General features: G+C 63.9%; 1 protein-coding gene. It reads right to left on the bottom strand.

The features are described 5' to 3' along the window. Positions 1-120: 120 nt before the first annotated feature. Positions 121-15486 (bottom strand): non-ribosomal peptide synthetase (locus BFL40_RS30155; RefSeq protein ID WP_071487372.1); only part of this gene is annotated, 15366 nt, incomplete at its 5' end.

Raw genomic sequence — 15486 nt, 5'->3', positions numbered from 1 at the left:
GATGACCACTAATACGTTGAAAGGTAGGCCCGACCTGTGGCCGGGCTCGCGCTAAGTTGCGTGAATGTTCGCTTCAGGTAAGGGCGCAAGCGCCCGTGCCGACTCCCCCTCTGCCACACATCATGAGGTCACCTTGCCAACCGGTATGACCAACCCGTCGTGCCACCAGGACGCCAGGCTGTAAACATGCGGCGCCTTGAGCAGGGTGAAATGGTTGCCTGGGCCGTACCAGGTTTCCAGGTGATCGGTGTGCCGGCTCCAGCCCTCGATCATGCCCGCCTGCTCACGCTGATTGCCCTGTACATCCAGGGTCGGATCATCGGCCAACACCAGACGAATCTGGCCGCTGTAGCGCTGGCGTGGCTGGTAAACCGTACGCAACGCGGCACCGAATGCACGCGCCGGTCCGTACATCACTTCAGGTGTCGAGCGCGCAGAGAGCATGCCGACCTGCACCATGGCGCTGTGCAACGCCACCCGTTGAGCCGCTTCGTCCAGACCGACAAATGCCTGCGGATCAATTCCGAAAGGCTTGCCGGCTGCCAGTTGCATGGTTTCGATCAGGCGCTGCAATACGCCAGTCGCCGTGTAGGGCTTACCGGCCACGCCAGCGCCGCCGGGCGCCTCACTGTCGATCAAGCTCAAGGACAGCACTTCACGCCCCTGGGCCTGCAGGCGCAGAGCCATCTCGAATGCCACCCAGCCGCCGAAAGAATGCCCCAGCAGATGTACGGGCCCGCTTGGGCATTGCTGTTCCAACGCAACCAGATAGGCCTGCGCCGCCGATTCCACGCGGCTATGGGGCACCGCCTTGGCATCCAGCCCACGGGGCTGCAGGCCATGGATCGGCCAGGTCGGTCCGAACGCATCGGTCAGGCCGATAAAACCGGTGACGCTGTCGCCGGCTCCCGGAATGCAGAAGATCGGTGCCCGCCCCGCCTGCCCGCTCTGGATTGTCAACACCGGCTGATACGGCGCCTTGGCCGACGCCGATCGTGTGGCATTCAGAGCTGCACCGATGGCCTTGCCCAACGCCGCGATATGCGGTGCCTGCATCATGCTCTGGTGATCGCCCGGTACATCAATGCGTTGCAGCAACGTGGCCGGCACAATCTGACCCCAGCCCAGGGTTTCGCTGCTGCGCGAGGCATCGTCCATACGCTGTTCGGCGGTAAACAGATGCACCGGGATGTTCAGCGGGAACAGGCTGTAATGGGCCTGCGCATGGCCGTGGGCAACCTCACGGTCCAGGTAGGCCCACAACGCTTCACGTGGCAGTGCCGCCAACTGCGGCTGCAGCAAGCCGGCGTCGCGGCAGCGCTGCCACAGGCAGTCGAAGTCCAAGTGCTCGGCTTCGTACTCCAGCTGTGCCAGTGTCGCCAGTGCGTGGCTGTCCACCGGCACCTGGACCTGACAGAAGGCACGGCATTGTTCCAGCAGATGCAAACTGTGAGCATGGGCCGTCGACCAGCGCGCTTTGCCCTGATCCACCAGACGCGGCACATGGGTATCGAGCAGGCCGAGGAACGCGACCTCCTCGTCCATACCAATCAACTGCGCCGCGATTTCGTATGCCAGTACCCCGCCGAACGACCAACCGGCCAGGCGGTACGGACCGTGCGGCTGGACCCCGCGCATGATGTCGATATGCCGAGCCGCCAGGCATTCCATGGTCTGCAACTGCGGTTCGCCCCAGGCGACGCCCTCCAGGCCGTACACCGGAATGTCGGCATCCAGGTGCTGGCCCAGCGCCGGGAAATACACATTCAAGCCACTGAACTCATGCACCAGGAACAACGGCGCCTGCGTGCCCCCGGCACGCACGGTGACGAGGCCTTGCTCCGGCACCGGCGCATCGGTGCGCATACGTAACAGCGCAGCCATCGACGCGACGCTGGCATGCTGAAACAACTCCGCCAACGTCACCTGCACATCGAACTGGGCCAACAGGCTCACCAGACGAATAGCCAGCAAGGAATGCCCGCCCATTTCAAAGAAACTGTCATGACGCCCGACCCGCGTCAGTTTCAACACCAGGGCCCATTGGGTCGCCAGGCGTTCTTCCAGCGCATCCGCCGGAGCCTCATAGTCGCGGCTGAGCATCACCTGCTCAGGTGCAGGCAGGGCCTTGCGGTCCAGCTTGCCGTTCGGCGTCACCGGCAGGTTGTCCAACTGTACATAGGCACTGGGCAGCATGTACTGCGGCAGGTGGGTCAGCAGCTCTTCGCGCAGTTCTTCGACCGTACCCGGCGTACCGCACAGGTAGGCCACCAACTGCTTGCCGCTGACCTGCCCCTCACTGTCGTCGCGAGCCATGACCACCGCCGCGCGCACACCTTCACAGGCCAGCAGCGCACTCTCGACTTCACCCAGCTCGATGCGGAACCCACGGATTTTCACTTGGTCATCGTTACGGCCCAGGTACTCCAGGGTGCCATCCGGCAGCCAGCGGCCCAGGTCGCCGGTTTTATACAGGCGGCCCGGCACGTCGCTGAACGGGTCGGCCAAGAAGCGCTCGCTGCTCAGTTGCGGCTGGTTGAGATAACCCCGGGCGATACCGGCACCGGCGATATGAATCTCGCCGGCCACCCCCAACCCGGTCGGATGACCATGGGCATCCAGCACATACACCCGGGTGTTGGCGATCGGACGCCCGATTGCACGCGGATGCGGGTTGGCCGCAAACACCTCATTGGCGGTCGCGATAATCGTGGCTTCGGTCGGGCCATAGGTATTGAGCAAGCGTGGCGTGTGCCCACTGCGCAGGAACCAGCGCTGCACCGCTTCCGGACTCAGCTCTTCGCCACCGACCACAATCACCCGCACCGACGCCGGAATAGCACTCGCGTGATCGTCCGCCAGGCCCTGCCAGAAGCGCGTAGGCAGGCTGATCACCGACAAACGCGCCTGCGCCGCCAATGCCCAGAATTGAGCGGCATCGGTCAACCAAGCTGCACTGCGCACGACCAGGGTCGCGCCGCAGGTCAGTGCGCCAAAGATCTCCTCAATGGAGGCGTCGAAGTTAATGGTCGCAAATTGCAGCGTGCGATCCCCCGCCGTCAGGCCAGTCAAACCGCGAATCGCGCGGATCTCGTTGCACAGCCCCGCATGTTCGATCATCACGCCTTTAGGCGTACCGGTGGAACCGGAGGTATAGAGCACGTAGGCCAAGTGTTCGCTGCCGAGCCCCAACTCTGCCGCGAGCGGATTGTGCTCGCCCAGCTCACGCCAAGGCTGCAGCGCACTGTTCAAGGTCACCACCTGCAAAGCCTGCGGCAATGCACCGAGCAACGGCAGTACCGCGTACTCGCTGAGCAATACCCGCGGCGCGCTGTCTGCCAGCATGAACGCCAGGCGCTGCGGTGGGTAGGCCGGGTCGAGCGGCACATAAGCGGCGCCAGCCTTCAGGCTCGCGAGCACTGCCACGATCATCTGGACGCCGCGCTCCAGGGCGATGGCCACACGGTCATCGGGCTGCACGCCGAGGGCGATCAAATGGTGGGCCAACTGATTGGCCTGGGCATTCAACTCGCCGTAACTCAACGACTGACCGTCGAACTCCAGCGCTACCGCGTCTGCGTTGCGCAGCACCTGCCGCTCGAATAGTTCATGGATCAGTTGATCCTGTACGTCGGTCGTGCGGGTCTGGTTGAAGTCCAGCAACACTTGGCGGCGCTCGGTCAGCGGCAGAATCTCCAGGCTGCTCAGCGACGCGTCCGGCGTGCGCTCCAGGGCGTCCACCAGGCTGTCCAGCGCAGCGTGCATGTAGGCGCACACCCGCTGCGCGCCGACGTCCGGGCTAACCTGGACGCTCAGGGCAAAGGCCTGGCCGAAGTCGTCGATGTCCAGCGACAGTGGGTAGTTGCTCCGCTCTTCACCGCCCAGGGCCTGGATACCGGCCCATACGGCCATGTCTTCACTTGAGGCGGTGCCTGCACTGTGCCGGTAGTTGAGCAAGGCACTGAACAGCGGTGCGGGCGCGGCCACGCCACTGCAACGTTGTGCCAGGGCAAGAGAGGCGTGCTCATGACTCAACAGCGTGCTCAAGCGTGCATGCGTAGCCTTGACCCCGGCCTGTGCACCTTCGGCACCGACGCCGACACGCAGTGGCAAGGTGTTGATAAACAGCCCAAGGGCGCGTTCGCCGCCCTGCATGCCGCCCATCAGCACGGTGCCAAACACCACGTCATCCTGGCCACAGACATGCGCCAATACCTGGGCCCAGGCCACATGCATCAGGCTCGCGGCACTCACCCCCAGTTGCCGGGCACAACTGCGCAGGCGCTGGCCGAGGCCCTCCTCCACCAACAGCTGTGCCAGTTCCAGGGCACCACCGGCTTGCACATTGTGCAGGCCGAACGGCAGGGTCGGTTCGTCGATGTCCGCCAGCATCGCGCTGAAGAACGCTTCATGCTCCTGCTCGGTCATGCCCAGGCGCGCCTGGGCCACGTAGTTGCGGTACGGCACCGGCGCATTCAAGCGAGCGTCCTGGCCTGTGAGGAACGCCTGCAACTCGTATTGCAAAATGTCCATGGCGACGTGGTCGAACAGCATGTGATGGAACATCAGCAACGCGGACCAATGCTGTTGCGGCCCATCATAGGCACACACCAGGCGCATCAGCGGTGCATCGCGCAAGTCCATGCGGAAATGCTGCGGGTTGAAGCGCTCACGCAGTTGCGCACCGGCCTCGCCATCGCCTTCCAGGCTGATCTCCTCCAGCACGAACGGCACATGACGCAACACCACCTGCACCGGCTCGCTCAAACCCTCCCAACGCATCGTGGAACGCAGGATGTCGTTGCGCTCAACCACGCCTTGCAAGGCCTTGGCAAACGCCTCGAGGCGCTCACGGCTGTCGAAATTGAACGACGCCTGCTCCAGGTACAGGTCGCCCTCGTCGGCCAGCAAGTGGTGATAGAGGATGCCTTCCTGCAACGGCGTCATGCCATAGATGTCTTGCACGTTGGCCAGTTGGCCCGGCACACCGGCAACGAGGCTGTCGATTTCATCCTGGCTGAGGCTGGCCAGCGGCAGCATGGACGGTGTGATGCGTTGACACTCGGCGGTGATGCCATTAGCCGGGATCACCAGCGCACGGCTGCTGCCCACGACCTTGGCCAACCCGGCGAGGGTCGGGTGGGTAAACAAGGCACCGACGTCAACCCGCAGGTCCTCCTGGCGCATGCGCTCCACCAGTTTGACCGCCAGCAGCGAATGGCCGCCGAGTTCAAAGAAGTTGTCATGCCGACCGACCTGCTCCAGTTGCAGGACCTGCGCCCAGATCATCGCCAGGCTGCGCTCGATGCGTCCCTCGGGAGCTTGGTAATCGCGGCTGGCCACCGCCGACTGATCCGGTGCCGGCAACGCCTTGCGGTCCAGTTTGCGGTTGGGCGTGAGCGGCAACGCGTCGAGGGTCACGAAAGCCGACGGGATCATGTACTCGGCCAGCAACGGAGCCAGGTAGCTGCGCAGTCCGGCCGCCGTCAGGCTGACCCCGGTGTGCGGCACCACGTAGGCCACCAGGCGCTTCTCGCCAGGACGGTCTTCACGGGCGATCACCGCCGCCTCCTTGACCCCGGCGCAGTTGCCGAGGCGCGATTCGATCTCGCCCAATTCAATACGGAAGCCGCGCACCTTGACCTGGAAGTCGTTGCGACCCAGGTACTCAATTGAACCATCCGCCAAGTAACGCGCCAGGTCACCGGTCTTGTACATCCGCGCACCCGGCGCGTCGTTGAATGGATCGGCGAGAAAGCGCTCGGCGCTGATCAGGTCGAGGTTCAGATACCCACGGGCAACACCGTCACCACCGATGAAAATCTCCCCCGCCACACCGAACGGTACCGGTTGCTGCTGGCTGTCCAGCAGGTAGATACGGGTGTTGGCCATCGGTTTACCGATGGTCGTGTTGCCAGTGGTATCGCCAGTGTGGGTCACATAGGCGGTGGTGCAGGACACCGTCGCTTCAGTCGGACCATAGGTGTTGATCAGTCGGGTATGGGCTGGACGAACCTCGTCCCACAGCTTCAATTTCTGCGCCGACAACGCATCACCGGTCACGTTGATCAACCGCACATGGCGCAAATGCTCCTGGGCCTGTTGCGGGGTGTGGTGCCATTCGGCGGCCAGGGTGTGCCAGTGCGCCGCCGTCAGGTGCAGGAAGGTCGGCGTGATCGCCGGGTCCCGCGCGGCTTCGGTGCCAAACACATGGCGGCTTGGCGCCAGGGTCGCACCTGCCAGCCAGGCCGGGAAGATCTCCTCCACCGACAGGTCGAAGTTCAGGGTGTTCTGCTGCAACACCGTGTCCAGTGTGGTCAAGCCGAACAGGCGCGCGGCGTCCAGACTGTAGTTGACCAGCCCGCGGTGTTCGATCATCACCCCTTTGGGATTACCGGTGGAGCCCGACGTGTAAATCACATACGCCAAGTGACGGGCAGTCAGGCCCGGCACCTGCGGATTGTGCTCGGCACCGCTGCGCGGCTCATCCAGCAACACCTGCGGGATCGCCAGGGCCGGCAGCCGGTCCTGCAATGCGCGTTGGGTCAGTACTGCCGACGGCGTGCTGTCGGCGATCATGTAGGCCAGGCGCTCCGGCGGGTAATTGGGGTCCAGCGGCACATAGGCGGCGCCTGCCTTGAGTACCCCGAGCAGGCCCACCAGCACCTCATCGCCACGCTCGGCGCAAATCGCCACGCGGTCATCCGGGCCGATGCCCAGGCCGATCAGGTGGTGCGCCAGGCGATTGGCCTGACGGTTCAGTTCGGCATAACTGATGCGCTGCTGTTCGAACGCCACGGCGATGGCGTGCGGACGCGCCTCGACCTGGGCTTCGAACAGTTGGTGAATGGTGCTGTCCTGCGGATAGGCCGCATGGGTGTCGTTGAGGTCGTGGAGCAGGTAGTCGCGCTCACCTTCATCGAGCAAGGGAATGTGTGCCAGCAATGCCTGGTCGTCAGCGACCATCGCCTGCAGCAGACGCTCGAAATACCCCAGGTAACGTTGCAGGGTGACCTCGTCGAACAGCGCCGTGGCGTACTCCAGGGCCCCGGCAATGTGGCCCTGCACTTCGCTGAGGTCCAGGGACAGGTCGAACTTGGCAAAACTGCTGGCCTCACCGACCCCTTCGAACTGCAAGTCGCCCATCATCAGGCTCGGACCGTCACTGTTCTGCCAGGTCAACAGGGTCTGGAACACCGGACTGTGGGCCAGGCTGCGCGCCGGTTTGAGCACCTCCACCACTTGCTCGAAGGGCAAGTCCTGATGGGCCTGCGCCGCCAGGGTACGGTCCTTGGCGTGGGCCAGCAACGCTGCCACCGTCAAGTCTTCGCCTGCACCGATGCGCACCGCCAGGGTGTTGACGAACAGACCAATCAGCCCTTCGACTTCTGCGCGCATGCGGTTGGCGGCCGGCGAGCCGATTACCACCTCATCCTGACCAGACAGACGGCAAAGCAATGCGCCCCACGCCGCCATCATGGTCATGTACAACGTGGTGCCGTGACGCTGACTCAAGGCCTTGAGCCCAGAGGTCAAGTTGACGTCGAGTAACAGGCTCAAGGTCGCACCGCTGTAGTCCTGCCGGGCCGGCCGTGGGCGGTCGGTGGGCAACATCAGCAAGGCCGGCGCATCCGCCAGCGCATGCTGCCAGTACTGGCTTTGTTGCTGCAGAACCTCACCACTCAACCAGCGCCGTTGCCACACGGCAAAATCGCCGTATTGCAGGGCCAGCGGCGGCAGTGGGTCGGCCTGACCCAGGCGGAACGCTTCATACAGTGCCATCAATTCACGGGTCAACACACCCATCGACCAACCATCGGAAACGATGTGGTGCATGGTCAGCAACAGCACATGATGATCGGCGGCGCGCTGCAACAAACGCGCGCGAATCAACGGCCCCTGCTCCAGGTCGAACGGTTCAAGGGCCTCATTGCTGACGTGTACCTGCAGGGCAGCATCGCTGTCCACGTCCAGGCGCAGCAGCGCGAACGCCTGCTCGACCGGATCGATACGCACCAGCGGCTCATTGTTGTGTTGCACAAACCGGCTGCGCAGCGCTTCGTGACGCGCCACAATCGTGGCCAGGGCACGCTCCAGTGCTTGGGCATCCAAGTGACCGCGCAGCCCCAAGGCGATCGGCATGTTGTAGGCCGTGCTGGCGCCTTCCATCTGCGCCAGGAACCACAAACGTTGCTGGGCAAATGACAATGGCAAATCCTGGTCCCGGGGCACAGGCAAGATCGCCGGCAAGGTGCTGCGTGCCGCCAGGGCCAACACCTGGGCCAACGCCGCCAGATGCGGGTGGGCAAACAACTCGGCCAGGGCCAATTCCACGCCCAGGCGCTGGCGCACCTGGGAAATCAGGCGCATCGCCAACAGCGAGTGCCCGCCCAACTCAAAGAAATGCCCCTGGCGGCCCACCTGCTCAAGCCCCAGCAGGTCCTGCCAGATCTGCGCCAACGTAGTTTCAATCTGGCCCTCGGGCGCTTCATACACCCCGCTGACCACCGCATCGAGCCCCGGCGCCGGCAGCGCTTTGCGATCCAGCTTGCCGTTAGGGCTCAGCGGAAGTGTCAGCAGTTGAACATAGGCCGACGGCACCATGTATTCCGGCAGTTCGCTTTGCAGGTAGGTACGCAGGTCCTCGATCTGTGGAGCCTGCCCCGTCACTTGCGGCGTGAAGTAAGCCACCAGGCGCTCATCGCGCACCAGTACTGCCGCTTCAAGCACCTCGGGATGGGCAGCGAGCAGTGCTTCGATTTCACCGAGTTCAATACGCAGGCCGCGAATCTTGACCTGGTCGTCATTGCGCCCCAGGTAGTCGAGGGTGCCGTCCGCGCGGTAGCGTGCCAGGTCGCCGGTGCGGTACATGCGGCCCTGGGCCGTGAACGGGTCGTCGAGGAAGCGCTCGGCTGTCAGTTCTTCGCGGTTAAGGTAACCGCGCGCCACGCCGGCGCCGCCGATGTACAGCTCGCCGACACTGCCGGTGGGTACCTGTTGCCCATAGGCATCCAGCACGTAGAGCGTCAGATTGCGCAACGGCCGTCCCAGCGGAATATCCCCTGCCCCATAGCTGTCAAGGTCGGCATTGACTGTGTGCCAGGCCACCACGTCACTGCATTCGGTTGGGCCATAGCTGTTGATGAATTGCGGACGCGGTGCCTGCAGTTTCTCCAACTGCGACAGTTTGATCGGCTCACCGCCGAGGACCACCCGGCGCAGGCAGCTCAAGGCCTGCGGTTGATCGGCCTCGATCAACGCGTAGAACGCACTCGGTGCCAGATTGATATGGGTGATCGCCTGCTCACCGATCTGGCGCACGATGCTCGAAGGGTCAAACGGGCTGTCCGCCAGGTGCAAGGTGGCACCGACGGCCAGGCTGGCAAAGATGTTTTTCTGGGTCAGGTCGAAACTGTGGGACGTCAGCAGCAACACCGCATCGTGGGCGTCCAGCCCGACGTCTTCGAGGTACCAGCCGAGCATGTTGACCACGCCCTGGTGCTCGACCATCACGCCTTTTGGCTGGCCGGTGGAGCCCGAGGTGTAGATCACGTAGGTCAGATGTGTCGCGTTCAGCTCGACCACCTGCGGGTTGTCCAGTGCTTGCCCGCGCCAGTCCTCACGGTCGAGGTCGACGACTGGCAGACCCGCGGCAGCAGCCAATTGTGCGGTCACGCCGTGCACCAGTAACGCCGCCGGGGCGCTGTCTTGCAGCATGTAGTGAATGCGCTCCAGCGGGTAGTTCGGGTCGATCGGCACATAAGCGCCGCCCGCCTTGAGAATCGCCAGCAGACCGATAATCAGCTCAGCGCTACGCTCCACGCAAATCGCCACGCGCGCATCCGGCCGCACGCCAAGTTCACGCAGATGGTGGGCCAACTGGTTGGCACGCTCGTTAAGCTGACGGTAGGTCAGCGCCGCACCGCCGGTCTGCACCGCCACCGCATCGGGCGTGCGCACGGCCTGCGCTTCAAACAAACTGTGCACGGTGCCGGGGTTGAGCGGCGTGCACACACCACTTAGGTCGGCCAACTGCTGCTGACGCTCGTGTTCATCAAGCAGCGGTACGCGGGCCAGGACGCCCTGATCATCGACAATCATCGCCTGCAACAGGCGCTCGAAGTAACCCAGGTGACGCTTGAGGGTCGCCTCATCGAACAACGCAGTGGCGTAGCTCAGGGAGCCAATGATCTGGCCCTGGGCTTCGCTTAATTCCAAGGACAGGTCGAACTTCGCCGCCGTGTTGATCTGACCACCGTCCTCCATTACCAGGTCGCCGACTACCGGTGCGCCCCCCGCCTCACTGCCCTGCCAGGTCAACATGGCCTGGAACACCGGACTGTAGGCCATGCTGCGCACCGGCTTGACGATGTCCACCACTTGTTCGAACGGCAGGTCCTGATGCGCCTGCGCGCCCAGCGTCTGGGCCTTGACCCGCGCCAGCAACGTTTGCACCGTCGGTTCACCCGACGTATCAATCCGCAGCGCCAGCGTGTTGACGAACAGGCCAATCAGCTCTTCCAGCTCAATCTGGTTGCGGTTGGCCACAGGCGAGCCGATCACCACTTCATCCTGCCCGGACCAGCGACCTAACAACACGCCCCATGCCGCCAGCAGGCTCATGTACAACGTGGTGCCATGTCGTTGACTCAGGCGCTTTAGGCCTTCGGTCAACTCCGCATCCAGTTGCAATGCAAGTACTGCGCCGGAGAAATCCTGCTGCGCCGGACGTGGCCGGTCGGTGGGCAGGGTCAGCATTGCCGGCGCACCGGCCAGGGTCTGCTGCCAATACAGGTTTTGCTTGTGCAAGACCTCGCCGCTCAACCAACGGCGTTGCCACACGGCAAAGTCGGCGTATTGCAACGCAAGCGGTGGCAACGGATTGGCCAGCCCCTGGCTGAAGGCGCCATACAGCGCCACCATTTCGCGGCTCAGCACACCCATCGACCAGCCGTCGGAGACGATATGGTGCACGGTCAGCAACAACACATGGTGCTCGTCGCCCAGGCGTACCAGGCGCGCGCGCAGCAGCGGCCCATTGACCAGGTCGAACGGTGCCGACGCTTCATGTTCGGTCAACACCTGCAACCGCTGCGGTGCATCGGCCTGATCGCGCAGGTCATCCTGCTCCAGGACAAATGAACCCTCGACCGCCGTGATCAGCAGTTGCGGTTCATCGTTATTCATCACAAAGGCGCTGCGCAGCACCTCGTGGCGACTGACAATCTGTGCCAGTGCGCGCTCCAGCGCCAGAGCGTCCAACGCGCCGCGCAGGCCCAGGCCGACCGGCATGTTGTAGGCCGCCCCGGCGTTGTCCAGTTGTGCCAGGAACCACAGGCGCTGCTGGGCAAACGACAGCGGCAAGGACTCCTCGCGGGACACCGGCAGAATCGGCGGCAGGCTGCTGCGCCCGGCCTTGGCCACCACTTGGGCCAGAGCCATCAGTTGCGGATGTGCAAACAGGTCCGCCAGGTCCAGCTCCACGCCCAGGTGCAGGCGCACCTGGGAGATCAAGCGCATGGCCAGCAACGAGTGCCCGCCCAGTTCAAAGAAGTGGTCCTCACGCCCGACCTGCTCAACCTTGAGCACCTGGCTCCAGATCTGCGCCAGGGCGATTTCCACCTCGCCTTGGGGCGCTTCGTAACCGCGACTGAGCAAGGCGTCCTGATCGGGAATCGGCAGGGCCTTGCGGTCGAGTTTGCCGTTGGCGGTCAGCGGCAGGCTGTCCAGGCGCACATACACCGTCGGTACCATGTACTCCGGCAATTGCGCCTGCAACCAACTGCGCAGAGCCTGACGGTCAAGGGCCTGGTGCTCGGTGAAATACGCCACCAGGCGCCCGTCACGGGCCAGCACCACAGCTTCACTGACGTCCGGATGCTCGCCCAGGCAGGTTTCGATTTCGCCCAGCTCGATCCGCACACCGCGGATTTTCACCTGGTCATCGTTACGGCCCTGATAGTCCAGCGTACCGTCCTCCAGCCAGCGCGCCAGGTCGCCGGTGCGGTACATGCGCGCCTGCGGATCCCGGCTGAACGGGTCCTTGAGGAAGCGTTCGGCGGTCATCTCCGGGCGGTTCAGGTAACCGCGCGCCACACCGGCGCCTCCGATGTACAGCTCACCGACGACACCCTGTGGCACCGGTTTGAGGTGCTCGTCGAGCAGGTAGACCTGAGTGTTGGCAATGGGTTTGCCAATGTGCAGGACCTTGCCTGCTTCGAGCAGGCCGGAGGTGGCGACCACCGTGGCTTCGGTCGGGCCATAGTTGTTGACCACGTTAAAACGCTGCAGCGTGCTGAACTGGCGCAGACGATCGCCACCGATCAGCAAGGTTTTCAGGGTCGGGTGTTGCAACTGCTGGCTGAACGCGTACTCCGCCACCGGGGTGGGCAGGAAGCTCACATCCAGCGGCTGCGCCAGCCACCAATGCAGCAGCGCGTCGATGTCCTCGCTGCCCTCCTTGGCGGGTGGCAGGTGCAGGGTCGCCCCCACGCAGAGAGCTGGCCAGACTTCCCAGGCCATGGCATCAAAACCGAACCCGGCGACGCTGGAGCTATGCCCGCCCACGTGCAGGTTAAAAGTCTGACAATGCCAGTGCACCAGGTTTTCCAGGGTGCGGTGTTCCACCATCACGCCTTTGGGCAAGCCGGTGGAGCCTGAGGTATAGATCACATAGGCCAGGTTCGCCGGCGTCAGGCCTACCACGCTCGGGTTGAGCGTCGGGCGGCGATGCCATTGATCGCTGTCCAGTTCGATCACCGGCAGTTCGGTGTGGCTCAGCAGCGAGCGCGTGTTCGATTGCGCCAGCACCAGCACCGGGGCGCAGTCCTGCAATAGGTAGGTGATGCGCTCCTGCGGGTGCGCCGGATCGATCGGCACATACGCCGCACCGGCCTTGAGGATGGCCATCAGGCCGACCAGGGTTTCCAGGCTGCGGCGCGCGCAGATGGCGATCCGGTCATCCGGACGTACGCCCTCTTCGAGCAGGCGGTGGGCCAACTGATTGGCGCGCTGGTTAAGCTGGCGATAGGTAATGTGCTGATCGCCCTGGCGCGCCGCCGTGGCATCCGGCTGACGCTCGACCTGCGCCTCGAACAGACGGTGGATGGTCTGGGCCTCGGGGTAATGCACGGTGGTAGCGTTGACGTCGACCAACACGGCATCACGCTCGGCGGCCGACAGCACCGACAACTGATTCAACGCCCGTTGTGGTGTGTGTTCCAACGCTGTGATCAAGTGCGCCAGGGCCATCTGCATAAAACCGCAGACCCGTTGCGCACCGATTTTCACCAGCGTCTGGGCATTGAGTTGGAAGCCTGCGCCGAAATCATCGATGTTCAACACCAGCGGGTAGTTGGAGCGTTCTTCCATGCTCAGGGCCTGGATGCCATCCCACGCGGCAATATCCGCGCGGGTGGCCTCGACCGGCGCACTGTGCCGGTAGTTGAGCAAGGTATTGAACAACGCCTGCGCCGCCGGCAGGCCGCTGCACTGTTGGGCCAGGGACAATGACGCGTGTTCATGGGCGAGCAATTGCGACAGGCGTTCGTGGGTAACACGCACCGCCTCGCGCGCACCGTGCCCTCCGACGCTGACGCGCAGCGGCAAGGTGTTGATGAATAGACCCAAGGCACGGCCGGCGCCTTCACCGCCTTGCAGGCGGCCGAGCAACACCGTACCGAAGACCACGTCGTCACGCCCGGCGATCTGCGCCAACACCTGGCCCCAGGCCAGGTGCATCAAGCTGGCGGCGCTGACGCCAAGCATGCGAGCCTGCTCGCGCAAGCGCCCGCTCAGTTGGCTGTCGAGCATCAGGTGGGCTTCTTCGACACCACTGCCGTCGCCCTGCACATCACGCAGACCGAACGCCAAGGTCGGCTCGTCGATGTCACCGAGCATGCCCTCGAAAAAGCTTTCATGGGCCTGTCGATCCGCGCCCAGGCGAGACTGCGCCACATGGTTGCGATAGGGAATCGACGGCGCCAACTGTTCGGTATGGCCCTTCAGGCTGGCCTGGACTTCTTCGATCAGCACCTCAAGCGCCGTATGGTCGAGCATCATGTGGTGGAACAGCAGGATGCCGACCCAGCGCTGGTTGGCGCTGTCCTGGGTGTAGGCCAAGTGCATCAGCGGCGCACGGGTCAGGTCCAAACGGTAATGGCGTGGATCGAACCGGCTGTGCAGTTGCTCCAGCACGTCACCGTCCGCCGGGTCGATCACCACTTCTTCCAGCCCCAGGGTTGCCTGGCGCCAAACGACCTGCACCGGCTCATCAAGCCCTTCCCAGGCGATGCTGCTGCGCAGGATATCGTGGCGTTCAATCACGCTTTGCAGCGCCTTGGCCAACAGGTTCACCGGTTCCGGGCCGGTAAAAGCGAACAGCATATGCAGCAGATAGGCATCGCCTTGCGGCGCCGCCAGGTGATGGTAGAGCATGCCGTCCTGCAACGGCGCCAGGCTGTAGATATCCTGCACATTACGCACACCGCCCGGCACGGTCGCAACGATCCGGTCGATGGCCGCCTGATCAAGGTCGGCCAGGGGCAGCAAGTCCGGGGTAATGCGTTGGCAGTCCAGACCAATGAGGTTGGCCGGCACCTCCAGTGCCTGATGACCACCGACGGCAGCCGCCAGCGCCGCCAGGGTCGGCTGGCCGAACAGCACGCGCACGTCGGCGCTCAAGTCGATCTGGCGCATGCGTTCGATCAGTTTGACCGCCAGCAGCGAATGACCACCCAGTTCAAAGAAGTTGTCGTGGCGCCCCACGCGCGCCACGCCTAGCAACTCTTGCCAGAGTGCGGCAAGGGTCTGCTCCACGTCACCTTCAGGGCGCTCGTATTCGCGACGGGCCAGGGCATCGCCGTCGGGTGCCGGCAAGGCCTTGCGGTCGAGTTTGCCGTTGGTGGTCAGGGGGAAGCGCTCAAGCATGACGAACGCGCTGGGCACCATATAGTCGGCCAGCGATACCAGCAACTGCGTACGCAACTCGACGGCCGACGGTTCCGCGCCATCGGTGGCGATGACATAGGCCACCAGACGTTTGTTTCCGGGGGCATCTTCACGGGCAATCACCACCGCCTCGCGCACACCGTCACAGGCAGCCAGACGCGCTTCGATCTCACCCAGCTCGATGCGGAAACCACGGATTTTCACCTGATCGTCATTGCGCCCCAGGTAATCAATGCTGCCGTCCGCCAGCCAGCGCCCCAAGTCACCGGTCTTGTACAGGCGCGCATCGGCGCGACCGCTGAACGGGTCGGCGATAAAACGTTCGGCGTTCAATTCCGGCCGGTTCAGGTAGCCACGGGCAACCCCCGCGCCGCCCACGTATAACTCGCCTACCACGCCGACCGGCACCGGCTCGCGCTGGTCGTCGAGCACGTACAACTGCAAGTCCGGAATGCGCCCGCCAATCGGGCTGACGCCAACCAGTTGCGCATCCGCCGCTTCAAGGGCGCGATAGGTCACATGCACGGTGGTTTCGGT

Origin of the sequence: Pseudomonas costantinii, from assembly GCF_001870435.1 — a bacterium.
Classification (GTDB): Bacteria; Pseudomonadota; Gammaproteobacteria; order Pseudomonadales; family Pseudomonadaceae; genus Aquipseudomonas; species Aquipseudomonas costantinii.
Note: the sequence above shows the minus strand (reverse complement) of the source record. Positions and strands in the feature narration are given on the sequence as shown.